Consider the following 24,954-nt stretch of genomic DNA (forward strand, 5'->3'; position numbering starts at 1 on the left):
AATATGGAAACTTGAAAAAATTTTTATAATTCTTGTATTATAACATTAAAATTGTGATACAATAGAACTAATAAATCTGTGTCAAGGAGGTTATTATGAAAAGAAAATTATTTGTTTTTGCCTGGTTAGCCCTAGTTTTGGAAATGCTAATCTACTACTGGTACCAGTTGCCTGCTTTAAATATTTTGAGTGTGGACTTCTGGATATTTTTCCTTCAATCTGTCGGATTGGTTTGGCTCATACTTTCCATGTTCAGCTCCAAAGGTGCTTTTCAAAAGGTGACCAAGATTTCCGGTCGCCAGAGACAAGTAGATACCTATCAGATTAAAACCTCGCAACTGCCAGCTTACTTAAAATGGTTGGGACGAATTTGGGTATTGGCTGTCCTGGGTTTGTTGGGGCTGGGGCTTATCAACTCACGTGTATTTCGTGCTAAGGATTACGCTGCTGTCATAAGCGTCAATGATGCGGATTTTAAAGCAGATTTTCCTGAAACAGACATATCCAAATTGGCCCTCCTAGATCGCGCCTCAGCCGAAAAAATCGGTGATACTTATCTAGGTACCATTGACAAGGTCTCCCAGTTTGGCATTTCGGATGATTATCGCCAGATTACTATCGGTCAGCAACCGTTCCGTGTATCGCCTTTGGAATATAAGAATTTTTGGAAATGGCTGAGCAACCATCAAGATGGGATTGGTTACTACGTGAAGGTTAATCAGACAACAGGAAAGGCAGAGCTTGCCAAGTTGAGCAAAGCCATGCACTATTCAGATTCCGAATTTTTGCTGAATGATACCTTACGTCATCTTCGCTTGCAATACCCGACAACTATTTTTGGGAAACCATCCTTCGAAGTGGATGACCAAGGAAATCCATATTATATTGCAACGATTTACGAGCCAAAATTTGGACTTTCATCAAATGATCCGATTGGTGCTATCGTATTGGATGCAGTAACAGGGGAAAGTAAGAAGTATAGTCTGGAAGATATTCCAGAGTGGGTAGACCGTGTTTATTCGGCAAACAATGTTATCAGCCGTGTAGATGACCACTATACTTATCAAAATGGTTTCTGGAATACCATTTTCAGTCAAACTGGTGTGAAAAATACAACAGACAGCTATAATTATATTTCTATCGGCTCAGATATTTATCTCTACACAGGTATCACCTCAGCAACTGCTGATTCATCCAACCTTGGATTTATTCTTGTCAATATGAGAACTCGTGAAATTACCAACTACAAATTGGCTTCGGCGACTGAAACAGCAGCGCAAGAGTCCGCAGAAGGTGAAGTGCAGGAAAAAGGCTATAAAGCCACTGCTCCAAGCCTGGTTAAGTTGGCAGATACAGCCTACTATTTAGTATCCTTGAAAGATGATGCCGGTTTGGTTAAATCATACGCTCTTGTTGATGCCGAAGATTATCAACAGGTTACTGTTAACAACGATATTGCGCTCTTAATTTCTCAAGTCACAGGAACGGATGCTTCTAGCCTTTCAGGATTGACGGTGACTGAAAATGGAGAAGTTGGTGCACAGACTGAAGTTATCAGTGGAAAAGTAGAAGCTTTAGCGAGTCAAATAATTGGCAGTGCGACAATCTACTATATTGAGTCTGAGGGCAAGATTTATAAAGTCAAAGCAACGGAAGATAGTACAGATCGATTACCATTTATCAAAGTAGGAGATCACTTTAGCGGTCAGTTAGATAAGAAAAATTATCTTAAAAACTTTAAGGTTAATCCAGAATAATCATAAGAAAGAGTGAGGTAGAAAAGCCTTGCTCTTTTGCTTGTCGTCACCCATGCGAAATATTTCAACTTATGGTATAATGGGGCGTTGTGGTTCTTTGGCAGGAATCCGTAGATAGTTCTGTCGAGTATCCATATTCTTATTCTGAAGGAGTATTTTGTGAGTTTATTTAGAAAAAAACAAGCAGTCGGTCGCCATAGTCAAATGCGTCGGCATTTAGGCTTAGTTGATTTGATATTTTTAGGTATCGGTTCGATGGTTGGAACAGGTATCTTTACGGTAACTGGTTTGGCAGCAGCCCAGTATGCAGGTCCAGCTCTGATCATCTCAATTGTTATTGCAGCAATTTCAGTCGGACTAACAGCCTTGTTTTACGCAGAATTTGCCTCGCGTATACCGACTAACGGTGGTGCCTATGGTTATCTCTACTCGGTTTTTGGTGAATTTCCTGCCTGGATTGCTGGCTGGCTGACGATCATGGAATTCTTGACTGCTGTATCGAGTGTTGCATCTGGTTGGGGAGCTTATTTGAAAGGACTCCTGGCTAATTTTGGTATCGCTATGCCGACAGCTCTGAATGGAACTTTTAACCCCGCTGCAGGTACCTATGTAGACCTCTTACCAGTTCTCGTCTTGATTTTTGTGGTAGGAGTGGTCTTGCTTAATTCTAAGGCAGCTCTTCGTTTCAATTCAGCCTTGGTAGTTTTGAAATTTTCAGCGTTGGCTTTATTTATTTTAGTAGGGTTATTCTTTATCAAACCAGAAAACTGGTCGAACTTCTCTCCTTTTGGTTTTGGTGCCATTTATGGTGGACAGGCAGGAATTATGGCAGGAGCGTCTCTCATGTTCTTTGCCTTCCTGGGATTTGAGTCTATTTCATTAGCGATTGATGAGGTGAAAAAACCTGAGAAGAATGTACCAAAGGGAATCGTGTTGTCTCTATCCATTGTAACAATTCTTTATATTGTAGTGACATTAGTATTGACTGGTATGGTTCACTATACTAAGTTGAATGTGGCAGATGCGGTAGCCTTTGCACTTCGAGAAGTTGGATTGGATTGGGCAGCGAGTTATATTTCTATTGTTGCAATCCTAACATTGATTACAGTATGTATTTCGATGACCTACGCCTTATCGAGAATGGTCTATTCCATCAGTCGTGATGGTTTGCTACCGAAATCATTGAGCCGATTGACACAAACAAGCAAGGTTCCTAAAAATGCGACCATTCTTGTGGGGATTTTTGCAGCCATTTGTGCAGGTATTTTCCCACTAGCAAGTATTGCTTCCTTCCTCAATATCTGTACCTTAGCTTATTTGATCATGCTGGCGTTGGGTATTATTCGTCTGCGTCAAGTCGAAGGTTTGCCAAAAGATGGACAATTTAAAACACCTCTTGTTCCCTTGTTACCTATCCTCTCAATTATCATTTGTCTTTCATTTATGTTCCAGTATAGTTTAGATACTTGGTTGGCATTCGGAGTATCCTTGGTTATTGGAATTTTGATTTACTTCTGTTATGGCTATCGTCATTCGGAAGCAAAATAATAGATTTCCCTTCTTTATTTGAAGGGATTTTTTATACAATTTTTTTATAGAAATAATGGAAAACTTAAAAATAAAATAGTATAATATATATAACAATACAAATATATGAAAGGAGAAACGCAATGTCTAATAGCGATATTCGAGCTAAAGCAACGGTTATTCGTGAACAAACAGATGGGATGATAACCTTGTTTTTGGCACCTGTTTTGATTTCTTTTCTGTCAGGAGTGGCAGAATTTGGCTTGAAACAAATCTGGGGGCAAACTGGTACTTTCTCCTGGGGCACAACTATTGTGAAAGATGGTGTTACTTGGACTCATCATTTTATTTCTGTTGGCCCGTCAATCATATTTGATTTTATTGCACAATGTTTAATTGTGACAGCTTGTTTTCAACTAATAAGACTGGTGAGAAAGCAAAGAACCAAGGTTAGCTTTACGGAGTGTTTCACTTTACTAGATGGGAAAAATTTTTTACCAGTTTTTAGTACGACATTATTGAAAATGCTGATCTTGTATTTAGCAAGTTTCCCTGCTGTTCTTGGAATGATATTGATAGGTTTAGCTTTCTATAGTACTATTATCATCTTTGGTGCTCCTATTGATTATCAGCCTAATTTTTCAGCTTTTTTCAGTTCGTCTTATTTTCAAACGGGATTAATACTGGTATGTGTAGGGATTATTTGTAGTTTATTCGTAGGATATGGGCTCAGTCAGGTCTCTTTTCTTCTCTATGATTATTTGGAAAACAATACCTATTCTTCAACATTTAAACTCTTCAGTCAGAGCTGGCAGTTGATGAAAGGGAATAAATGGCGCCGTTTCCTCTTGGATTTATCTTTTGTTGGCTGGTTTATTGGAGTTCTTTTGACGTTTGGGTTTTTGGGACTTTACGTATATCCATACTATTGGACTTGTCAGACTATATTTTATGAAGATTTGAAGGCCAAGAATCCATTGGTGTTTTCAACATATAAATCAGTTATCTCTTCCACAGTAGCCTAGGGAGTATGGAGATAACAAATTATTAGGAATCCCTTCGTATTTTGGAGGGACTTTCCTGTTTTTAAGAGATGTTCTGGAAAATTAATGGATAAAGTTTTATACTAATAGTAGGATGGTAAAGTAGTCCGGTGTTGATAGAATATTTGCGACGTGACTTCATAAATAAGGAGAGAAAATTGGAGGGGAATTGTGATGATGACGAGTGATATAGTATCAAGAGCGATGATGACTCGCGAGCGGACAAGAGGTACAACACTACTATTTTTGCCCTCCATTTTGCTATCTATTGTTTATGCTGTACCAGTAACAATTTTTCGCCTACTAACATTTCTAGAGCTCCGTCAAAACAGTGCTTTTGTGGAAGGGCGATTGGTTTCTTCAATCAGGTTGACTTATTTAGGTGAGTTAGGCTTCGCTCTGCTGTTACAGCTGTTCATCGGTCTGTCCTGTTTTCATTTATTGGAATTGTTGAGAGGGGATAGACAGGAGTTTTCTTTAAAAGATAGTTTTTCATTTTTAAAGACAGAATGGAAGAAGCCTATCTGTACCACTTTTCTTTATTATTATTTGCTTCTTTTTATAGCTGGACTTCCAGCTAATTTAGGGGCTGCTTTATTTATTAAAGGCTTCACAATGAGTAGTTTGATGGTCTTATCTCCGGGGGCAATGGCAGAGCTGGCAGTTCATCAGCCTAGTCAATTAATGAAGATAGGGGCTCCGATTTTCCTGCTAGGAATGATTATTTACCTTTTTGTCTACTATACCTACTCACAGGTTGTTTTTGTCTTGTATGACCATTTGGATAATGCTAGTTATACTGGTCCCTTGGCTGTATTTAGGGAAAGTCGTTTCTTGATGAAAGGGAACTATTGGCAACGTATTTGGTTAGATTTATCCTTTTTAGGTTGGTTTATTGGGGAATTATTGACCCTTCGTCTGTTATCTTTTTTTGTGACTCCTTACTATCATTTATCTAGGACTATTTTCTACGAAAAATTGAAAAAACAAAGACTGTCAGCTGTAGAGTAGCTAACAGTCTTTTATGATTATAGGGAGCTTGTTTTGGGCTTGAAATAGAGGTCGTAAACCAACCAGGAAATCATTATTCCTTGGACAAGCAAGCTGATGACGGAGCCTTCTACACCAAACTTTCCACCAGATAGCCACTCAGGACCAGTGATACCGATTTGAACAAAGGCTTGACCAGCATCGGTGCCGCTGACTGGGAAAGCAAAAACATTCCCTTGGAAACAGTTCCACGCAGCGTGTAAGCCACCAATCACCCAAATGTTTCTTGTTTTGAGCATAATGAGGCAGGCAAGAACGGCAAATAGGGTTAAATCCAAAATTGGAATGAGTGAAATAGCATTGTTTCCGAGGTGGAGAAATGTGAAGAAGAGGGAAGAAACAATGATACCAATAGGAATATTGTGTTTAGCTGAAAGTGATGAGAACATCCATCCTCTTGTTAGAATTTCTTCTGCCGTACCCTGGATAGACCAGGCAAGGATAAGGATAATAAATTCTCCGACTAATTTTGTAGAGAACTGGATGCTTGTAAATTCAATCGCGCCTAATCCCCACATGATGAGTGTGCAAGTGGTCAGCATTGCAGCTCCGATTCCCCAACCTAGTAGAAAATCTTTTCCCGCCCCTTTTTTGGTAAAACCAAGTCCTGCCCACGGGCTTTTTTCAATATACCGTGCCCATAAAATGACCATCAGACTGATAAAAGCGAAGGCGAACAGTTCAAAACTTACAGAAAGGGTTTCGCTAACTGGGAGTAAAAAGGTTACTGGAGTAAGAATAACCGCTCCTAGTGAATCTCCCACTATCAACAAAATAGTAGCTACAATAGGAGAGGTGAGGATGTTGAGATTGAAAGCTGATTGAGCTTTCTCATTAATAAATTCGGTTTTCATGGGACCTCCTTTTTATAATATACTTTACTAGTTCACTATTCTACCATATTTTTCCAAAGAAGACTAGACCTAATTTCCTAGTATATGGTAGAATAGTACAAAGCTATATAAGGAGAATAGTATATGGAATTGAATCAATGGCTGAGGTCCTTCCAACTGAAAGATAATCAATTAGTGGGTCCATTTTTTTACGGGACACCTCTTGCGCTTAGATTTGAAATTGGGCCTGCAGATGAAGCAGAAGAATTACCAAGAGCAATCTATCTTGAAAGAGCCTATGCACGTGCAGTAGAACTTTTTGAGCAGGCTAGTTCAGAATACGACTATGTGCTCCTTTCGCTCCTTCGACAGGAAGATAGGGATATAGACACCTACCTCTGGCATTTTTCATCGAAATTTAACTTCGACAAGCTTCCTGAGCCTGAGTTGATAGAAGTGGAGGATTTGACGGGAGATGTGCTAGTCTTTGAGCGCTATCTCTTTCTAGTTACCGACCAGGACCTAAACGCTTTGTTGAGGGAGATTGTCAAAGCCGACCATGGAGGTTTTAACTATCTATCAAGTTCAGTTCTCTTCCTATCTAGTCAGGACAATATCATCTATCATTGCTACGATGATCGGGGAGTTGATATTGCTGTTTTAGCTGATGACAAACGTTTGGAGCTCTTTACAGACTGCCATGACCTCCTTTTGGACTATGATATGGAGGAGATGGAGAGAAGGGTGAGGGGGTAGGAAACCATTACTAAAGGTGATATACCATCTCTTAGATAAAAGTACTTCACAAGTGAATACAGGTTCAAAAAAATCCACAGTAAAACCTGTGGAAAATATGGTAGAATAGAACAGTAGAAAAGTTCCAAAAGTGGGGCGGAAATCTATTTTGGGAGGTGGCAACTTCATTTTTGATGGAAAGTAAAACTTTCTCATCAAAAAACGAGGCTGGGCAAAAAGTCCAAAGCCACTTCTCAGAGTTCGCGTCAACATCTCAGCGCAGTGGTTGATTGGGTTTAACAGTCCAGTGGACTGTTAAAGGTTGGAGATAGGATTTGCGAAGCAAATCTCAGCAATTCGTGTTTTACACTCCAAATCTGACCATTACGACTGTTGCGAACAAAGTTCGCTCTATTTCCAACCTCAAAAGGTTCACTGAACCTTTTTGTAACGAACCTTGTTCGCTCTATCTCCAACCTCCAACAGTCACTACTCTGACTGTTGGAGCTATGCGGGGGTGGGAGTTTAAAAGGTCTGGGAGACCTTTTAAAGTGGGAGATATAAGCTGACGGCAGTCAGCTCACATAAATTGATGTCTGGGAATAGACTGTTTCAGCTCAACAACTGGAAATAAGGACTTGTTGACGAACTCTTTTTCTACCATTTGTCAAGCCTATCAAGGTATTTGACGAAAAATATTTTGAGTTCAATAGTCAAAATAAGGAAATTGTTTTATTTTGGACTAAAGTTTAGTGTAAAAAGTGCATACAAAACCAACACCTTATGTTGAAATTTTTTGATAAGGTGTTACAATGATAGAGCATAAACAGTTTTACCGATTTTGGGTTGAAGCGTAATCGTAAAGTTTGTTATGCATAATGAGGTAATACATTGTCCGAATGAGACGATGTATGGAGGCAATCGTGTGCGGCTTCGTTGAAGTCGTTTGCGATTGTCTTTTTCGTTTCTCATAAAAGTCTGCGATATGGCAAGGATTGGTGTTACTAGCTGAAGCGATATTGTGAATGCATTTGAACAGAATCTTTCTAGCGTAGGGATTACCACGCTTGGTAATGTGTTCCTTAGCGAGGAAGTTACCAGATTCATAGTGTCTCAGGTCAATACCGATAAAGGCATTGATTTGATTGGCAGACTGAAAACGGCGAATATCTCCCAGTTCACCAATAATACTTGTTGCAGTAGTCTCAGCTATTCCAGGAATAGAGAGCAGAATGTCATATTCAGGTAATGGCTGAGCTAGTTCCACCATTTCGTCTAAGACTGCCTGTCTCTGTTCAGACAGTCTAAGCAATTCTTTTGCATAGTAACGGACCTCTTCAAGTATTGGAGAGGTTTTCTTGACGGCACAATACGATTGATTAGCTAGTGCTATCAGCTTCTCGGCTAAGTACGCCACACGCTTGTCCGAAATCCGTTTTGAAGTGGATTGACGAATGCTTTCTGAGAGTTTATCCTTGCTTAACTCAAGCACGAAGTCCTTACAAGGAAAAGCTATAACTAAGTTCCAGTATTGTTCACCAGTTGGTGTTGACAAGATATTTTCCAATTCAGGGAAAGTGACCTGTAAGGCCTTGTGCAGGCGGTTTTTAGCTCGAACGATGTCCTCGGTCAGATTCTGATAGAAACGGCTGAGATCCCGCAAGTTTTGGTAGACTTCTTCTTGGACATACGTCGTTTTACGATTCAGTACAAACTGAGATTGAGCTAGTTTTTCGGCGTCAATTTGATCTGTTTTCCGCACACGCAAGCTATCCAGTTGCTTCTTAGCTTCTAAGGGATTAAGCCGTGTATAAGCATAGCCATGTTCATCCAGAAAAGCTTGAAGACGACGAGAATAGACGCCTGTTGCTTCAAAGATGATTTCTGGCTTGTGGACGGTTTTCAAATCGCCAAGTAGCCGAGCAAAGCCGATGGCGTCATTGGATATGGTATAGCCATGAACTTTCTCACCATTGACTAGAATGGCTACTTCTGAACTTGCCTTACTCACATCAATCCCAAAAACTACTCGCATGATATTACCTCTTTGTCTTGAATGATTCCTTGTTTTAGCGATGTCATTTTCAATACTCGACGTCTGGCGTCCCACATACTTTGATAACATTCTTTCTAAAACAGGTGCCTTGCCAGTTTTTGATGCGACGTCTAGCGTCAAAAGAGTTCTCGACTTAACAAGACACCTCTACTTTATCATAAAGAAAAAGTAGTGAGTACTTTCTCCCGTCGGAGATTTCCTCACTACTAATCTTAGTATGTTTTTGATTAGATGAGTTCTTTCTCACTCCCTTCTGGTTTTTCTCGTAGAGAAAAACTGGCTTGAAGCCATGGCAAGATAAAAGCCCGTTGTTACGGGCTTTAGTCAAGTAATTATAGCACTAACTTGAACGAAGTTCAGCGAATGTCTTTAGACGTCGCTGGAGGAAATGGCTTGTACTTTCTAATTCTTACCCAACAAATTCGTTGATTTCTTTTTCGATATTAGCGATTTTTTCTTCTGCTTCAGCAAGTGTTTCACCGACTGTTGCGATGTAGAATTTGATTTTTGGTTCTGTTCCTGAAGGACGAACTGCAAACCAAGAATCATCTGCCAAGGTGTATTTCAAGACATCTGATGGAGGAGTAGTGAGTTTTTCAACATTTCCATCTTTGTCTGTCTTAGTTTGAAGTGCAAAGTCTTCAAAGACTGCGATGTCAGTTGCGTTGAATTGTGCAGGTGAGTTATCGCGGAATTTAGCCATGATTGCCTTGATTTGCTCTGCACCGTCTTTACCAGAAAGGGTAACAGAGATTGTTTTCTCAGCAAAGTAGCCATATTCTTTGAAGATTTCATCGATACCGTCAGCCAAGGTCATGCCACGTGAACGGTAGTAGGCAGCAATCTCAGCAACGATTAAAACGGCTTGGATAGCGTCTTTATCACGTACAAATGGCTTGATAAGGTAACCAAAGCTTTCTTCAAAACCAAACATGTAAGTGTAGTTGTGTTTTTCTTCAAATTCTTGAATTTTTTCGGCAATGAATTTGAAACCTGTCAAGACGTTGAACATGGTAGCGCCGTAGCTTTCAGCAATCTTAGTTACCAACTCAGTGGATACGATTGACTTAGCAAGGGCAGCGTTTGCAGGAAGTGTGCCTGCTTGCTTGTGGGCTTCAAGGATGTATTTAGCAATGATAGCGCCGATTTGGTTACCAGAAAGGTTCCAGTATGAACCGTCAGCTTGACGAACTTCAACACCAACACGGTCAGCATCAGGGTCAGTTGCAAGAAGGACATCTGCACCGACTTCACGGCCCAGTTCTTCCGCAAGGGCAAAAGCAGCTTGGCTTTCTGGGTTTGGTGAAGCGACAGTAGAGAAGTCAGGGTCAGCAGTTGCCTGTGCTTCAACAACTTGGACAGACTCAAAACCAGCCTGTGCAAGGGCACGACGAGCCAACATTTCACCCGTACCATGAAGTGGTGTGTAGACAATCTTCATGTCTTTACCGTATTCAGCAATCAATTCAGGGTTGATGTTGAGGTCTTTGAGTTCTTCAAGATATTTAAGGTCAGTTTCTTCGCCAAGAACTGTAATCAAGCCATTTTCCTTGCTGGTTTCAAGGTCAGCCAATTCAACTGCAAATGGATTGTCGATGGCACGGATGAAGTTGGTCAATGCATCTGCATCAGCTGGTGGCATTTGTCCGCCGTCTTCACCGTAAACCTTGTAGCCGTTAAATTCTTTCGGGTTGTGGCTGGCAGTCACCATGATACCTGCGATGGCATTGTAATGACGAACAGCAAATGACAACTCAGGAGTTGGACGAAGGCTTTCAAATACATAAGATTTGATACCATGCGCTGCCAAAACTTGAGCTGATTCAAAGGCAAATTCTGGAGAGAAGTGACGTGAGTCGTAAGCGATGGCAACACCACGTTTTTTAGCTTCTTCACCTTTTGATTCTACCAATTTTGCCAAACCTTCAGTAGCTTGACGAACGACGAATACGTTGATGCGGTTGGTACCAGCGCCAATATAACCACGCATACCAGCTGTACCAAATTCAAGATTTGTATAGAAGGCATCTTCTTTTGTTTTTTCATCCATTGCGACTAATTCTTCACGTAAATAGTCTGGAAGTCCTGCAAAGTCGAGCCATGTTTGATAGGTTTCTTGATAAGTCATCTCATATCTCCTTAAAAATTTTTCTATTAAACGCTTTCATTATACCATGTTTGAAAAGAAAAATCACGCTTTCACGTGATTTTCTGATATTTATTTTTGAACTTTCTGTAAAACTGGAACGATAGCTATGGTTAAGAGACCGGAGATGGTTAATTCTGCAATAGAATTGAATGAGACGATACTAGCTAGTAACAATTTTATATCCCCAGCATATACATTAGAAAATAGGAAGAAGATACCAGTCAAGACAAAAATTGTATTTGTCAAGGTACCAGTAAGACCTGCTAGTAGGAGCCCCTTTTTGTTTTTCATCAATTTGTAAACAAAATATGGTGTAACTCCGATTAAAATACGTGGAACTAAGGCAATCAGGATAGAATTGAAGTTTCCATGTTCCACGAAAGGAGAGAAAACATAACTCATCGGTGAAATGATTATGCTATTGCGAATGATACTCATTATTCCCATAAAACCACCCAGTTGTGCCCCTAAGCGTGGACCGTAAAGAATGGAAGCGATGATGATGGGAATATGGGTAATAGTCGGTTTTATTGGCAAGATAAAATTAGCAAAAATCATCTGACTGACCACTTCAATGACAATCATGATTGTTAGAAATATTGCAAGAGTTGCAACGTCCCTAGATTTATTTGTTTTCATTTAGAACCTCCATTACTTTGTTTAGAATCACATCAATCTCGGCCAGAGCACCTGTACCAAAGTCGCCGCAAGCAAGCAGGGCTTCACGTGGTTTGATTTCCTCAAAACCATACTCCATGAGGGTTTTGATATTTTTCTGGGTAGCAGGATTGAGGTACATGTTAGTATTCATAGCAGGTGCCAGCAGTTTTTTAGTACCAATTGGCAGAGCCAGAGCTGTTGCCGTAATAATGTTGTCAGCCATACCATTAGCTAATTTAGCTATCGTATTGGCAGAAGCAGGGGCAAGTAAAAATAAGTCTGTTTCTTTGGCAATATCGATATGCTTGATAAGAGTAGGATTTTCTTCAATCATGACATCTGTGTGAACCAGATTTTTTGATAAGGATTGGAGAGTCAAAGGTGTGATGAAGTCCATAGCAGAGCGACTCATGAGGACTGTAACCTGATGACCGAGCTTGGTAAATTGACTGGTTAGGTCAGCTGCTTTATAGGCTGAAATAGAGCCAGTAACGGCAAGTGTGATATTAGCCATTTTGTTCTCCTTTTTCTAGGGTATTTAAAATGAGCTGAGCAATTTCATCTTTTGTCTGTGCTTGAATTTCCCTTGTTTTATCAACTAGATAGGCAATGTGTTGATTTTCTCCAATATCCTTCAAGTCATTAGCAAGTATATAATCAGCGCCATTTCGTTCAATGCTTTGGCGAGCTACGGCAAATAATTCCTCCTTAGGAACATTAACCAATAGTTTGAAGCCAAAGAGTGTGATAGCTGGATTCCATTTTTTTACATAGGAAATGACCTTGGGAGTTTTTTTCAAGAAAAGAACTTGGTAGTCATCCTTGGATGAAATCTTACTTTCTGTATTCTGTTTTTTTAGTAGACTAGAGATGTCTTCAGTTGCTCTTATTTCATCTAAACCAGCCATATAAACAGGTGTATAATCGGATACAGCCATGCTATGAATCAGGGCCTGATGGGTTTTGACTAAAGGTTCTAATGTTTCTTTCAAACTATCAACATTTGTGATTTCGATAATGGTTAAATTCTTCTGAGAATTTGGTTTGACAGCCTGTCTTGTAGTCACAAGAGTAACTTCATGACCACGTTTCAAGGCTTGTTCGGCAATGGTTTTTCCAAGATTTCCAGAAGCATGGTTTGTAATAGCGCGGACTTGATCGATAGCTTCGCTTGTTCCGCCTGATGTAATCAATAGTTTCATGTTCATATTTTACTAGAATTTCTATTTTTCGTAAAGTTTGCACTAACTCATTTGCTAATAAATCTGTGACACTGGAAAATGATAACACTAATAAAAAATATAAGGATCAGTCTTAGACGGAAGTGTAGAGCTATGATATGATGAGAATACAGTTTTTAAAAATTTGTATCTGTTTAAGTAAGGGAACCTGTAGTTTTTCTGAAAATTCCGTACGTTAGTGAATAAATAGTAAAAAATATGCGAAAATAAGTTGTGGTATGGTATAATGTCCATAAAAAATAAGGAAATTAGGAGCTCTCATGAAAACAGATATTGAAATTGCACAAAGTGTAATCTTGAAACCAATCACAGAAATCGTTGAAAAAGTTGGTATCAGCTTTGATGATATTGAACTTTATGGAAAATACAAGGCAAAATTGTCTTTCGATAAAATCAATGCCGTCAAGGAAAATGCGCCTGGTAAGTTGATTTTAGTAACAGCTATCAACCCAACGCCAGCTGGTGAAGGTAAGTCGACTATTACTATCGGTTTGGCAGATGCTCTTTCTAAAATTGGCAAGAAAACCATGATTGCCCTCCGTGAGCCTTCTTTGGGACCTGCCATGGGGATCAAAGGTGGAGCTGCAGGTGGTGGCTATGCTCAGGTCTTGCCAATGGAAGACATCAACTTGCATTTTACAGGCGACATGCATGCCATTACCACAGCAAACAATGCCCTTTCAGCCTTGATTGATAACCATATCCATCAGGGGAATGTGATTGGGATTGATCAACGTCGAATTATCTGGAAACGTGTTGTGGACCTCAACGATCGTGCCCTTCGTAAGGTAACAGTTGGCTTGGGTGGTCCGCTCAATGGTATTCCGCGTGAAGATGGATTCGATATTACCGTAGCTTCTGAAATCATGGCGATTTTGTGCTTGGCGACGGACATCAATGACTTGAAAGAACGTTTGGCAAATATTGTTATCGGTTATCGTTTCGATCGCAGTCCTGTCTACGTGCGTGATTTGGCGGTGGAAGGTGCTTTGACCCTTATTTTGAAGGACGCTATTAAACCAAACCTTGTCCAAACCATCTATGGCACGCCAGCCTTTGTCCATGGTGGTCCATTTGCTAACATTGCCCACGGTTGCAACTCAGTCCTCGCTACCACAACAGCTCTGCGATTGGCCGACTATACCGTCACAGAAGCAGGCTTCGGGGCTGACCTTGGAGCAGAGAAGTTCCTTGACATTAAGGTGCCGAACTTGCCTAAGGCTCCTGATGCTGTGGTGATTGTAGCGACCCTGCGTGCGCTTAAAATGCACGGTGGTGTAGCTAAGACAGAACTTTCTGCTGAAAATGTAGAGGCAGTCAAGGCTGGTTTTTCTAACTTGAAGCGTCACGTTGAAAATATTCAGAAATATGGTATTCCAGCGGTGGTTGCTATCAACGAATTCGTCTCAGATACAGCTGATGAAATTGCCGCTTTGAAAGAACTTTGCGCTGAAATTGGCGTACCTGTCGAGTTGGCAAGTGTTTGGGCAAATGGCGCTGATGGTGGTGTTGAATTGGCTGAGACAGTTGTTGCTACTATTGATAACCAAGCAGCAAACTATCAACGTCTTTACAAGGCTGAGGATAGTTTGGAAGAGAAAGTGACCAAGATTGTCACGCGAATCTACGGTGGTACAGGCGTTGTCTTTGAGAAGAAGGCTCGTAACCAGCTGGCTGAATTTGCTAAGAATGGTTGGGATAAGTTGCCAGTCTGCATGGCCAAGACCCAATACAGCTTCTCAGATGATCAGTTTGCCCTCGGTGCACCAACAGGATTTGACATTACAGTCCGTGAATTTGTGCCAAAATTAGGTGCAGGCTTTATCGTTGCCTTGACTGGAGATGTCATGACCATGCCCGGTTTGCCAAAAGCTCCCGCAGCTCTCAACATGGATGTGGCAGCAGACGGGACAGCTATCGGCTTGTTCTAACAAGAATGAATATAAAAAATCCGCTCAAAGGCGGATTTTTTGTCTATTCAGATAGTTTCTCAACCGTTTGATAGGCAAGTAAGCCAAGGAAAATACTCAACATAGGAAATACCGTCTGGAAGATACCAGTGTTGAATGGTGAATTAAAGAGGAAGTGAATTCCAAAGCTTGCACCAATCCAAAATACTCCCTGTGCTTTTGATATGCCTGTATTTTTTGTGAGAAGGGCTACTAAACCAATAGCAAAGAGAAGCGTGAAAACCCAATGGGCCCAACCAGCTTGACCAACGCGTTCAAGAATGGTTTCAAAGCCGTCTAACTTATTCATGAACATGTCTCTAAAAACAAAGGTGATGTCTTCCACGATTTGGAAACCTAATCCAACAATCACTCCGCTTACCAATGCATTTTTTAGTGTCATTTTTCTACAAATAAGCAGTACAAGTAGAACAGTCAGCCCTTTACCGATTTCTTCTGCCAATGGACCTGAAATAGCTGCGCCCCAGTCATTTAGGAAATTATTACTAGCTTTAACAATTTCGAGCAGGAAATATCCGATAGCTGTATGCCCCAGTTCAGAAAAAGAGATGCTACTTGTTAAGCCTAAAAGCCAGCTAAGACCTATAACTTGTTTAGAAATGTTATAGCGTTTAGCTAAGTAATATGTCAGTACTAGTAGGGGAATGAGGTAGATAGCGACCAAGGAAATGGTTAGGAAAAAGAGAGGATATTTAGCCTCCATGCCATTTGGCTTACCGAATTCTCCGAAGATAATTTTGCAACCGTTGACAAATCCAATCGTTGCTAAGATGATTGGAATATAGGTTCTACACGTTTGAAATTTTTCTTTCATAGTTTTACCTTTCTGTATTAATAAACTAGTGTATAGATACATTGTATCAAATGTGGGTGCATTTTGTCTATAATTCATCTATTTTTTATCTAAACCTTATCAGTTATTGTAATGTTTTTCCTGCAACTTGGACTCCATAATAGAGTCGTAGCGGAATTGTGTCTCAAATTTTCTTTTTTGCTAGACTAAGGTTTAAAAAATAAAAGGAGTATGTTATGGAACAATATGATTTATTGGTCATTGGTTTTGGATGGAAAGACCTTAGCAGGTAAGCTGCCAGCAGCTGGAAAAAGGTTGCCTTGGTGGAGGGAAATCCTGCTATGTTTAGCGGGACTTGTATCAATATCGGCTGTATTCCAACCAAGACTCTCTTTGGTCGCAATTCAGAGGAGCTGATTAACTTGATTGCTATGGCGATTGACAATAAGATTCCTTATACCTACTTCAAAACACAGATTTTCACCCATCCGACTATGGCTGAGAATTTGAATAATGTCTTTTCACTCATCGAAAATTAACACTAATCGGCGTCAACTTGCCTTGATATACTCAAGTATAATCTGCGGCTTCGTTTCCTAGACTAGTGCCAAGATCATCGAGTGACCATTTTTCATCAAGAGACAATTTTTCATTGATGAACCGTGGGGAGTGGGAAAGAACTCGAGTGGTCTAAAAAGAGTTCGTCTTCCCACCCCCGCACAGTTGATTAGGTTGGATTTGGAGTGTAAAACACGAATAAATCCGCCAATCAACCACTGCGCTGAGATGTTGACACGAACTCTAAGAAGTGGCGCTGGGCTTTTTGCCCAGCCAATTATCTGCGATTTCTTGGACAGATTGGAAGGGGATAAAGATCGGTAATAGATATTGATGAATCAACAACCATTTCGAATACTTGGTTTGTAACATAATAAAAGCCTGTCAATGCAGGCTTGTTTTAGTATGTGTTACTGGTGGTGCTGAGTCGTTTCAATTTGGTCTACTTTGAAAAATGCAGCAAGTGCCACGCAGAAACTAAAGCAGAGCATGAGAACGGTTATTTCACCAGAGTTAGATGTTAGTCCTTCGTTGAATGGAGTATTCAAGAAAAAGTGTGCTAAGACAGCCATCAGCATCCAGAAAAGTCCTTGTTTTTTAGACATGCCACTATTTTTTGAGACGAGAGCGACCAAACCGACTGCGAATGCAAGGGAGAAGGCCCAGTGAGTTCCACCAGCGTGAAGCATACGTTCGATAAGAGTGGCGAAGCCATCTGCTTTAGATTTAAAGATTTGTTGGAAGACATAGAGACCGTCTTCAATAATTTGGAAACTCAAACCTACAATCATACCGCTGACTACGGCATTTTTTAGAGTAAGTTTTTTGAGCAAGAGGAGTACGAGTAGTACAACTAGGCCCTTACCAAACTCTTCATGGAAGGGGGCGGTGACAGCTGCTCCCCAGTTTTGGATAAATGTTTGAGGTGGTTTGACGATGAATAACCAAAAAGCTCCTAAAAGTGTTTGACCAATACCAGAGAAGTAAAAACTAGCTGTTATACCCAAAATCCAACTGAGATGGATAACTTTTTTAGAAATATCAAAACGTTTCGCTACATAACGAATGATAAGAATCATAGGGAGGACATAAAGTGCAACTAAGGAAATAGTTAGAAAGAAGAGAGGATATTTTCCGTCCATTCCATCCGGTTTCCCAAAAAAGGTAAGAAGAACTTTACAGCCAGAGAAAAAACTCCAAACGGCTAGAAAAATAAGGAGCTTCATCTTGTGTTTAGCACAGAATTGTTTCATAAAAATGACTTCCTTTATACTAATTTAGTAGATGTCAGTTATCCTACTTTGCTATAGTTTATCATAGCCATCTTTTTATTATCTCAGTTCTATCTATTTTTTCTCGGTTTTTGTATTCCGTGATATAATAATTAAAATATGTTGGAGGACTATTATATGAAATTGCAAAAGAAAATCATGTTATCTGTTGTTCTTGGTTTGAGCCTTGTTAGTTTGTCTGCCTGTCAGTCAATTTCTAACTGGTGGAAAAATACCAAGGAAGAATGGATTGGTTTGGAGATGACGGTACGGACATACGATGAAAATTCTCAATTGATAGATGAAATGTCTGGTAAGTCCCTATCGATTTCGCGGAATCAGGAATTTGACTCGGTGGATGCCGAAGGCTATTCCAATGCGGATTCGTCTGTCTTGAAGGTGACACTTGGGAATTACGAAATTGACCACGTAGGCTCATCTTTGATTGCAGCAGAAGAAGGTTTGGAAGACTTGTATGCGAAATATCAGACCACAGTAGATATTGCAAATTACGATCGTGCAATTCCGCTTGTTAACCGTATGGTATCTAGTCTCAAAAATGATTTTACAGGTAAGGCAAAGGTGGTTTTGATTCGTTCGCAAAACGGAACACCGCTTGCTACTTATGTAGGTGATAAAGTATCTCTTTATGCATCTGATGCACCTAAGACTTCTGAACTCTTGATTGACGGTAAACGGTTGATTATCTATCGTTGTGACTATACCATTTATGATAGAGAATTATTGGAGAACTAGATGATAGAAATTCGTTCCGCAAGGATAGAGGATGCTGCAGACCTTGTGGCAATTTATGCTCCTTATGTAGAAAAGACCGCTATTACCTTTGAAACAGAAGTGCCGACTGTCGAAGCCTTTGCAAGTCGAATTGAAAAGACCTTGGAGAAGTTTCCCTATCTGGTCGCAGTTGAAGAGGGAGCTCTTGTAGGGTATGCCTATGCTTCAACCTACTATGCCCGTGCGGCTTACGATTGGACGGTGGAATTATCTGTATATATTCAGCAAGAAGCACGTGGAAAAGGAATTGGAACTCTTCTCTACAATGCTTTGGAAAGGGAACTGAACGCGCGTGGTTTTAAAAATTTCTTAGCCTGCATTGCCCTACCAAACCCAGCCTCTATAGCACTCCATGAGAAGAGAGGCTATGAACAGGTAGCTCATTTCAAAAAAGTTGGTTATAAATTTGATACATGGCATGATATTGTCTGGCTTCAAAAATCTCTTGTAGGTAAGCAAAATGAAAATTGAAGAATTAGAAAAACGCTTGTTGGCTGTGGCGGATGCCAGTCAGGCCCAGCCTATGAAAGCCTATATGAAGAATCACTTTGACTTTCTAGGTGTTCGGACACCTGATCGACGAAAAATTGCTAGGCAATTTTTCAAAGAATCTAAGGCTCAGAGAATTGACTGGGAATTTATTGAGGCTTGCTGGTCTAAGCCCTATCGTGAATTTCAATATATCGCCATTGATTACCTGGTCACCAAGAAAAAAGATCTAGTCTTAGCTGACCTACCCCGCTTGAAAAAACTGGCTCAAAGCAAGTCTTGGTGGGATAGTATTGATGGATTAGATAAACTAGTCGGTAAGATTGTTTTGGACAATCCAGAGGCCAAGCAGACCATTTTGGAATGGAGTCTTGATGACGATTTCTGGCTGAGACGGATTGCCATTGACCACCAACTCTTGCAGAAAGAAAAGACGGATACGGAGCTGTTGGAGAAAATCCTGGTCAATAATCTCAATCAGACAGAGTTTTTCATCAACAAGGCAATTGGATGGAGCTTACGGGATTATTCTAAGACCAATCCGGACTGGGTGCGGACTTTCCTTGACAAATATTGTTCTCAAATGGCAGGCTTGTCCATCCGTGAGGCTAGTAAGTACATCTAGGAGGAGCCATGTCTAAAGTCTATGAATTTGAAGCCCTTATCCATCCAGTACCAGATAAGGGTGGAGCCTATGTCATCTTTCCCTATGATATACGAGAAGAGTTTGGCAAGGGGAGGGTAAAGGTACATGCCAGATTTGATGGTCATCCCTATGATGGCTCCATTGTCAATATGGGAGTTAAGGATGAAGTAGGCAATATCTGTTACATTATTGGCGTTCAAAAGGCTATTCGAGCGACTATTGGAAAACAGGCTGGTGATAGAGTACAAGTAACCATTCAAGAACGAATGGAGTAATCAGGCTTGCAAATCCTTGAGATTATGGTAGAATAGATTCATGCGATGAGCCGAGTAGTGACTTTGTCACATTCGACGCTAGGGAGGTCTTCATTTAATTGAAACGCAGGAGCGGACCTTGAATAGTTGTGTGAACCTTCTATTCTCATCGGAAACGATGCCCTTGCCCACCCTTGAGGTGGGCTTTTTTTGCATACTAATATGCTTCAGATAATCTATCGGAAGCATATTTCAGTATGTATTTCTATAGGAATGCTATTGGCTCAGCCGAGGAAGTTTTTGTATTTCTCAAAGTTAGAAATAGCAGTTGATATTATGTTTGATGAAGATTGCTTGATAGTCTTTTAAATCTTCTGGATGGAGAGCCTTGACATCAGTCATAGCATAGGTTCGATTGAGAAGCTTATACTTATTTTCTCCAAATTGATGGAAGGGGAGTAGTTGAACTTTGTCAATCTTGAGTTGATTAAAGAGACAGGCGAATTGTTCAGCATCTTCGAGGGAATTATTAAAGTCAGGGATAACAGGGATACGTAGGACGATTTCTTTTCCGATGGAAAAGGCGTATTGGATATTTTGTATGATGAGGTTATTGTTGACGCCGGTGACTTTTCTATGAGAAATTGTATTGTAATGTTTTAAATCAGTATAGATAAAGTCAACGTATTGGATAAGGTCAACAAATTTGCGGTGTTCTACGAAAGCGGTGGTTTCAATAGCGGTATGAAGGCCGTGTTTTTTTGCCTCCATAAGAATAGCTTTCGCAAACTCATATTGGGCAAAAATTTCTCCGCCAGACAGCGTGAGCCCACCACCAGATTCTTCATAAAAATCAATATCTTTCATGACTTCGGATATGATGTCATCAACAGATTTTTCTTCTCCCATGATGGTCATTTTTTTACTAACAGCATCAAGCATGGGTTCAGGTTTTCGTTTTTGAGATTCTGGATTTGCACACCAAGGACAACGTAGGGGGCAGCCTTTCAAGAAAACCGTTGTACGTATACCAGGACCGTCATGGAGTGAAAAATGTTGAATGTTAAAAATAATGCCTTTTCGTGTATTCATGCTCTTTCTCCTTTTCGATTAATTTGATTTTATCACACAAAAGAAAGTTTTACAATTACGAACGTAAGTTGAAAGGTTGCAAATAGTTGAAAAAGAGTCAAAATTTGATAGAATAATGATGAGGTGATGAAATGGAACGATTAGATAAAATTATACAACTGGTGTCACAACATGAAAAAATAGATGTCAATAGTTTGGCGGAGCAACTGGACGTTTCTAAGGTAACCATCCGTAAAGATTTGGATAAGTTAGAATCAAAAGGTTTATTACGTAGAGAACACGGCTATGCTGTTTTAAATAGTGGCGATGACCTTAATATTCGGATGTCCTTTCGCTATGACGTAAAAAAACGAATTGCAAAAGAAGCAGCAAATCTTATTGCAGACAATGAAACGATTATGATAGAGTCTGGGTCAACTTGTGCTCTCTTGGCAGAAGAAATTTGCAAAACCAAGAGAAATGTGACCATCATAACAAATTCTTATTTTATAGCCAATTATGTGCGACAATATGATAGCTGTCAGATTATTTTATTGGGTGGTGAGTTTCAAAAAGATTCCCAAGTAACTGTTGGGCCGCTCTTGCATAAAATGATTCAGTTTTTCCATGTTGATAAGGCTTTTGTAGGGACTGACGGCTATGATAGTGAGCATGGTTTTACAGGTAAAAACTTAATGCGAAGCGAAGTAGTACAGTACATGTCTGACGTTGCTGAAAACATGATTGTGCTAACAGATTCTAGTAAATTTACAAAACGAGGGACAGTACGCAGATTTGGTTTAAGTCAAGTTGCTCAGGTCATTACAGATACGTCGATTTCTGAAAATCTTGTCAAGGAATTAGAAAATGCTAGAGTCACAGTAAGGCTAGTTTAGGTTGGGGGCAGTATGAAGCAAGAAAAAAGAAGGCAGTTGGCAAAAATAGCCTATCTTTACTACGAAGAGGGGAAAAGCCAAGCTGAGATTGCTGCTGAGACAGGGATTTATAGAACGACAGTCAGTAGAATGTTGACCAAGGCTAAGTCAGAAGGCATTGTAAAAATAGAAATTCAAGATTTTGATAGGCGCCTATATCGACTAGAAAAATATGTTCAAGAAAAATATGGATTAAAAGGTTTAGAACTGGTTGAAAACAGCACCGATGAGGACCAGCTTGATTTAGAAAATCGTCTGGCACAGGCTGCAGCCGATATGCTTACCAATCTAATTGATGATGGAAAGAAAGTTGGTTTTTCATGGGGGAGAAGCCTCAGTCTTATTGTAGATAAGATAGGGAATCATCGTATGAAAGGTGTCAAATTTGTTCCAATAGCTGGCGGTCCAAGTCATATCCACGCACGTTATCATGTGAATACTCTGATTTACGATATGGCCAATAAATTTCGTGGAGAATGTAGTTTTATCAATGCGACGATTATCCAGGAGAATCAAGAACTTGCTCAAGGTATTCTTTCTTCTAAATATTTCGAGGAGCTACGTGCTGACTGGAAGGACTTAGATGTAGCAGCAATAGGTATTGGCGGTCGAGTCGATGAAAAAAATCGTCAATGGTTAGATATGTTGACGACGGCTGATTTTCAAGCCTTGTCAGATGAAGGTGCAGTCGGTGAAACCTGCTGTCGTGGTCTGAATCAATACGGTCAAGCTGTCGTGGAGGATTTGCAAAAGAGGACCATTGCCATCTCTTTAGATGATTTAAAAGAAGTCCCAGATACAATAGCTCTTGCATATGGGGAGGAAAAGGCTCAAGCCATTTTAGCTGTATTGCGAGCTGGCTACATTCATCATCTGGTAACAGATGAACGAACCATCGTAAAAGTTTTAGAACTGGATAATGATGTGCATGTCCATACAAATTTGTAAGAGAGTACTTCAATCGCTTAAAGGTGGTTGAAGTATTTTTTCATCCCCAAAAAAATGCACAAAAGTGCACAAATAAATTAAAACAGAAAATGTTCTATAAATATATTTACGCTATAAAGAGAAAATGATATGATTTACTTACGAAAGAAATATAATAACTTACAAATAAAACAAATCGGAGGAAAAAGAAATGGAAATGATTGTTGCAGATCAATTGATCATGGGATTGATTATTTATGCTGGAGATGCGAAAAGTCACGCCTACCAAGCTTTGTCGCTTGTCAAAGCAGGTGAAGAAGAGCGAGCAGAAGAGGAATTAGAATTGGCAGATGCAGCATTATTAGAAGCTCACAATATGCAGACAAAATTCTTAGCACAGGAAGCTGGTGGAGCAAAATCTGATATTACAGCACTATTTGTCCATTCGCAAGATCATTTGATGACATCTATTACAGAGATCAATTTGATTAAAGAAATCATTGATTTGCGGAAAGAACTAAAAAAAGTTGGCTAAAACAAAAAAATTATATTTAGGAGGAAACCGAAATGGTTAAAATCGCTCTATTTTGTGCCGCTGGTTTTTCTACAGGCATGTTGGTAAACAACATGAAGATTGCAGCAGCAGACGCAGGTGTCGAAGTAGAAATCGACGCGCATTCCCAAGGGAAAATTGCAGATTATCTTGACGAAATCGATGTAGCTTTACTGGGACCACAAGTAGCATATACGCTTGATAAGTCAAAAGCGCTCTGTGATGAAAAGCAAGTCCCTATTGCCGTGATTCCAATGGCAGACTACGGGATGTTGGACGGGAAAAAAGTTCTTCAATTGGCACTCAGCATGGTTTCATAAAGGAGTATGGTCATGTCCAAAATTGATACACAAAAAATTATTGTCCCAATCATGAAATTTGTGAATATGAAAGGGATCATCGCTCTAAAAGATGGTATGTTGGCTATCTTACCTTTAACAGTAGTCGGTAGTATTTTCTTAATTTTGGGGCAGTTGCCTTTTGAAGGCTTAAATGCTGCAATAGCTTCTATATTTGGAGCGGAATGGACTGAACCGTTTATGCAAGTCTATAGCGGAACCTTTGCGATTATGGGCTTGATTTCTTGTTTTGCGATTGGTTATTCTTACGCCAAAAATAGTGGAGTTGAGCCTCTCCCTGCGGGCGTACTGTCCTTGTCTTCATTCTTTATCCTCTTGAAATCATCTTATATTCCAGTTGATGGAGAACCAATCGGTGATGCCATCGCAAAAGTATGGTTTGGTGGTCAAGGAATTATCGGTGCAATTATTATTGGTTTGGTAGCGGGCGCTATCTATACGACTTTTATTCAGCGTCATATTGTTATCAAGATGCCTGAACAAGTACCGCAAGCTATTGCCAAGCAGTTTGAAGCTATGATTCCAGCTTTTGTCATCTTTTTGCTATCTATGATTGTCTATATTGTTTCCAAGATGGCGACAAACGGTGGTACATTCATTGAAATGATTTACGATGTGATTCAAGTGCCACTACAAGGTTTGACTGGTTCATTACCAGGTGCGATTGGAATTGCTTTCTTCATTTCCTTCCTCTGGTGGTTTGGAGTACATGGCCAGTCAGTTGTCAATGGTGTCGTTACTGCTTTACTATTGTCAAACCTCGATGCCAATAAGGCCCTTTTAGCAGCAGATAAATTGTCTCTGGAAAATGGTGCCCACATCGTGACCCAACAATTCTTAGATAGTTTCTTGATTATGTCAGGTTCAGGTATTACCTTCGGTATTGTTTTTGCAATGCTATTTGCCGCTAAATCAAAACAATATAAGGCTCTTGGTAAGGTAGCGGCCTTTCCTGCACTCTTTAACGTAAATGAACCAGTCGTCTTTGGTTTTCCAATTGTGATGAATCCTGTTATGTTCTTACCATTTGTCTTGGTACCGATCATAGCTGCTTTCATTGTCTACGGTGCAATCTCAATAGGCTTTATGCAACCATTTTCAGGTGTGACCCTACCATGGTCTACCCCAGCAATCATTTCTGGTTTTATGGTGGGTGGTTGGCAAGGTGCAGTTGTTCAAATCATTATTTTAGCTGTCTCAACTATTGTTTATTTCCCATTCTTCAAAATCCAAGATAAGATTGCCTATGAAAGTGAAATGAAAGAACCAGTTTAGTCAATGA

Annotated in this window: 24 protein-coding genes and 1 pseudogene; 16 read left to right on the forward strand and 9 right to left on the reverse strand. The window is 40.0% G+C overall.

Going from position 1 to position 24,954, the window contains the following annotated elements; translation table 11 throughout:
* The first annotated feature begins 95 nt into the window (after positions 1-95).
* The 4 genes from ODU50_RS00145 (at position 96) to ODU50_RS00160 (ending at position 5,338) form a co-directional block, all read left to right on the forward strand.
* Complete coding sequence (locus tag ODU50_RS00145) at positions 96-1,757, forward strand: hypothetical protein (RefSeq protein WP_024414244.1); 1,662 nt, start codon at positions 96-98, stop codon at positions 1,755-1,757.
* 159 nt (positions 1,758-1,916) lie between these two features.
* On the forward strand, positions 1,917-3,305 hold the full coding sequence (locus ODU50_RS00150; RefSeq protein WP_011922209.1) for an amino acid permease: 1,389 nt from the start codon (positions 1,917-1,919) through the stop codon (positions 3,303-3,305).
* 122 nt (positions 3,306-3,427) lie between these two features.
* Positions 3,428-4,309: a DUF975 family protein gene (locus tag ODU50_RS00155; protein WP_105153285.1), complete on the forward strand. Its 882-nt coding sequence runs from the start codon at positions 3,428-3,430 to the stop codon at positions 4,307-4,309.
* Between the two features lie 192 nt (positions 4,310-4,501).
* On the forward strand, positions 4,502-5,338 hold the full coding sequence (locus ODU50_RS00160) for a DUF975 family protein (RefSeq protein ID WP_105153286.1): 837 nt from the start codon (positions 4,502-4,504) through the stop codon (positions 5,336-5,338).
* A gap of 17 nt (positions 5,339-5,355) precedes the next feature.
* Here the strand turns inward: ODU50_RS00160 and ODU50_RS00165 are convergent, their stop codons facing one another.
* Positions 5,356-6,231: a CPBP family intramembrane glutamic endopeptidase gene (locus ODU50_RS00165; RefSeq protein WP_105153287.1), complete on the reverse strand. Its 876-nt coding sequence runs from the start codon at positions 6,229-6,231 to the stop codon at positions 5,356-5,358.
* A gap of 123 nt (positions 6,232-6,354) precedes the next feature.
* Between ODU50_RS00165 and ODU50_RS00170 the strand changes: the two genes are divergently transcribed.
* Positions 6,355-6,966, forward strand: a complete 612-nt coding sequence (locus ODU50_RS00170) for a DUF3885 domain-containing protein (RefSeq protein ID WP_105153288.1) — start codon at positions 6,355-6,357, stop codon at positions 6,964-6,966.
* Positions 6,967-7,777: 811 nt separating this feature from the next.
* Here the strand turns inward: ODU50_RS00170 and ODU50_RS00175 are convergent.
* From ODU50_RS00175 to ODU50_RS00195, 5 genes are all read right to left on the reverse strand, one after another.
* The gene (locus ODU50_RS00175) at positions 7,778-8,980 is read right to left on the reverse strand and encodes an IS110 family transposase (protein WP_105153290.1); all 1,203 of its coding nucleotides are present in this window, start codon (positions 8,978-8,980) and stop codon (positions 7,778-7,780) included.
* Between the two features lie 430 nt (positions 8,981-9,410).
* Complete coding sequence (locus ODU50_RS00180) at positions 9,411-11,129, reverse strand: phospho-sugar mutase (RefSeq protein WP_172013824.1); 1,719 nt, start codon at positions 11,127-11,129, stop codon at positions 9,411-9,413.
* A 90-nt stretch (positions 11,130-11,219) separates the two neighbouring features.
* The gene (locus tag ODU50_RS00185) at positions 11,220-11,789 is read right to left on the reverse strand and encodes an ECF transporter S component (RefSeq protein WP_015646942.1); all 570 of its coding nucleotides are present in this window, start codon (positions 11,787-11,789) and stop codon (positions 11,220-11,222) included.
* Positions 11,776-12,324 carry a phosphopantothenoylcysteine decarboxylase gene (gene coaC / locus ODU50_RS00190; protein WP_105153292.1) on the reverse strand — a complete coding sequence of 183 codons (549 nt, stop codon included), beginning with the start codon at positions 12,322-12,324 and terminating at the stop codon, positions 11,776-11,778. The genes ODU50_RS00185 and coaC overlap by 14 nt, the downstream gene beginning before the upstream one ends.
* Positions 12,317-13,012: a phosphopantothenate--cysteine ligase gene (locus ODU50_RS00195; RefSeq protein WP_161947075.1), complete on the reverse strand. Its 696-nt coding sequence runs from the start codon at positions 13,010-13,012 to the stop codon at positions 12,317-12,319. Before ODU50_RS00195 ends, coaC begins: the two co-directional genes overlap by 8 nt.
* Positions 13,013-13,311: 299 nt before the next feature.
* On the opposite strand from ODU50_RS00195, the gene ODU50_RS00200 reads away from it, so the two are divergent.
* Complete coding sequence (locus ODU50_RS00200) at positions 13,312-14,982, forward strand: formate--tetrahydrofolate ligase (protein ID WP_105153294.1); 1,671 nt, start codon at positions 13,312-13,314, stop codon at positions 14,980-14,982.
* Between the two features lie 43 nt (positions 14,983-15,025).
* On the opposite strand, the gene ODU50_RS00205 is transcribed toward ODU50_RS00200, so the two are convergent.
* The gene (locus ODU50_RS00205; protein ID WP_024414644.1) at positions 15,026-15,835 is read right to left on the reverse strand and encodes a PrsW family glutamic-type intramembrane protease; all 810 of its coding nucleotides are present in this window, start codon (positions 15,833-15,835) and stop codon (positions 15,026-15,028) included.
* A 365-nt stretch (positions 15,836-16,200) separates the two neighbouring features.
* Here ODU50_RS00205 and ODU50_RS00210 point away from each other — a divergent pair.
* Positions 16,201-16,353, forward strand: a pseudogene (locus tag ODU50_RS00210) (FAD-containing oxidoreductase); the annotation flags it as partial.
* A gap of 429 nt (positions 16,354-16,782) precedes the next feature.
* On the opposite strand, the gene ODU50_RS00215 reads toward ODU50_RS00210, so the two are convergent.
* On the reverse strand, positions 16,783-17,625 hold the full coding sequence (locus ODU50_RS00215) for a PrsW family glutamic-type intramembrane protease (RefSeq protein WP_024416463.1): 843 nt from the start codon (positions 17,623-17,625) through the stop codon (positions 16,783-16,785).
* Between the two features lie 156 nt (positions 17,626-17,781).
* Here ODU50_RS00215 and ODU50_RS00220 point away from each other — a divergent pair, with 156 nt between their 5' ends.
* Genes ODU50_RS00220 through ODU50_RS00235 form a run of 4 tightly spaced genes read left to right on the forward strand, consistent with a single transcriptional unit; the run spans position 17,782 to position 19,848 of the window.
* Positions 17,782-18,399, forward strand: coding sequence for a DUF5052 family protein (locus ODU50_RS00220; RefSeq protein WP_024400873.1), 618 nt, complete (start codon positions 17,782-17,784; stop codon positions 18,397-18,399).
* The gene (locus ODU50_RS00225) at positions 18,400-18,909 is read left to right on the forward strand and encodes a GNAT family N-acetyltransferase (RefSeq protein ID WP_105153295.1); all 510 of its coding nucleotides are present in this window, start codon (positions 18,400-18,402) and stop codon (positions 18,907-18,909) included.
* Complete coding sequence (locus tag ODU50_RS00230) at positions 18,899-19,552, forward strand: DNA alkylation repair protein (RefSeq protein ID WP_105153296.1); 654 nt, start codon at positions 18,899-18,901, stop codon at positions 19,550-19,552. The genes ODU50_RS00225 and ODU50_RS00230 overlap by 11 nt, the downstream gene beginning before the upstream one ends.
* Positions 19,553-19,560: 8 nt before the next feature.
* Entirely contained in the window at positions 19,561-19,848 is a 288-nt protein-coding gene (locus tag ODU50_RS00235) for a DUF1905 domain-containing protein (RefSeq protein WP_105153297.1), read from the forward strand.
* Positions 19,849-20,142: 294 nt separating this feature from the next.
* On the opposite strand, the gene ODU50_RS00240 is transcribed toward ODU50_RS00235, so the two are convergent.
* The gene (locus ODU50_RS00240) at positions 20,143-20,919 is read right to left on the reverse strand and encodes a glycyl-radical enzyme activating protein (protein ID WP_024384400.1); all 777 of its coding nucleotides are present in this window, start codon (positions 20,917-20,919) and stop codon (positions 20,143-20,145) included.
* A gap of 131 nt (positions 20,920-21,050) precedes the next feature.
* Between ODU50_RS00240 and ODU50_RS00245 the strand changes: the two genes are divergently transcribed.
* The 5 genes from ODU50_RS00245 (at position 21,051) to ODU50_RS00265 (ending at position 24,947) form a co-directional block, all read left to right on the forward strand.
* A complete protein-coding gene (locus ODU50_RS00245; RefSeq protein ID WP_044692996.1) occupies positions 21,051-21,794 on the forward strand; it encodes a DeoR/GlpR family DNA-binding transcription regulator in 744 nt (247 codons plus the stop codon).
* 12 nt (positions 21,795-21,806) lie between these two features.
* Complete coding sequence (locus ODU50_RS00250) at positions 21,807-22,781, forward strand: sugar-binding transcriptional regulator (RefSeq protein WP_014735951.1); 975 nt, start codon at positions 21,807-21,809, stop codon at positions 22,779-22,781.
* A gap of 190 nt (positions 22,782-22,971) precedes the next feature.
* Complete coding sequence (locus ODU50_RS00255) at positions 22,972-23,295, forward strand: PTS lactose/cellobiose transporter subunit IIA (protein ID WP_011922241.1); 324 nt, start codon at positions 22,972-22,974, stop codon at positions 23,293-23,295.
* A 32-nt stretch (positions 23,296-23,327) separates the two neighbouring features.
* Positions 23,328-23,633, forward strand: a complete 306-nt coding sequence (locus ODU50_RS00260; protein WP_002935430.1) for a PTS sugar transporter subunit IIB — start codon at positions 23,328-23,330, stop codon at positions 23,631-23,633.
* A 12-nt stretch (positions 23,634-23,645) separates the two neighbouring features.
* Positions 23,646-24,947 carry a PTS sugar transporter subunit IIC gene (locus ODU50_RS00265; RefSeq protein ID WP_398581247.1) on the forward strand — a complete coding sequence of 434 codons (1,302 nt, stop codon included), beginning with the start codon at positions 23,646-23,648 and terminating at the stop codon, positions 24,945-24,947.
* Positions 24,948-24,954: the final 7 nt, after the last annotated feature.

Source organism: Streptococcus sp. 2020WUSS084, assembly GCF_044427445.1.
GTDB classification, from domain to species: domain Bacteria; phylum Bacillota; class Bacilli; order Lactobacillales; family Streptococcaceae; genus Streptococcus; species Streptococcus suis.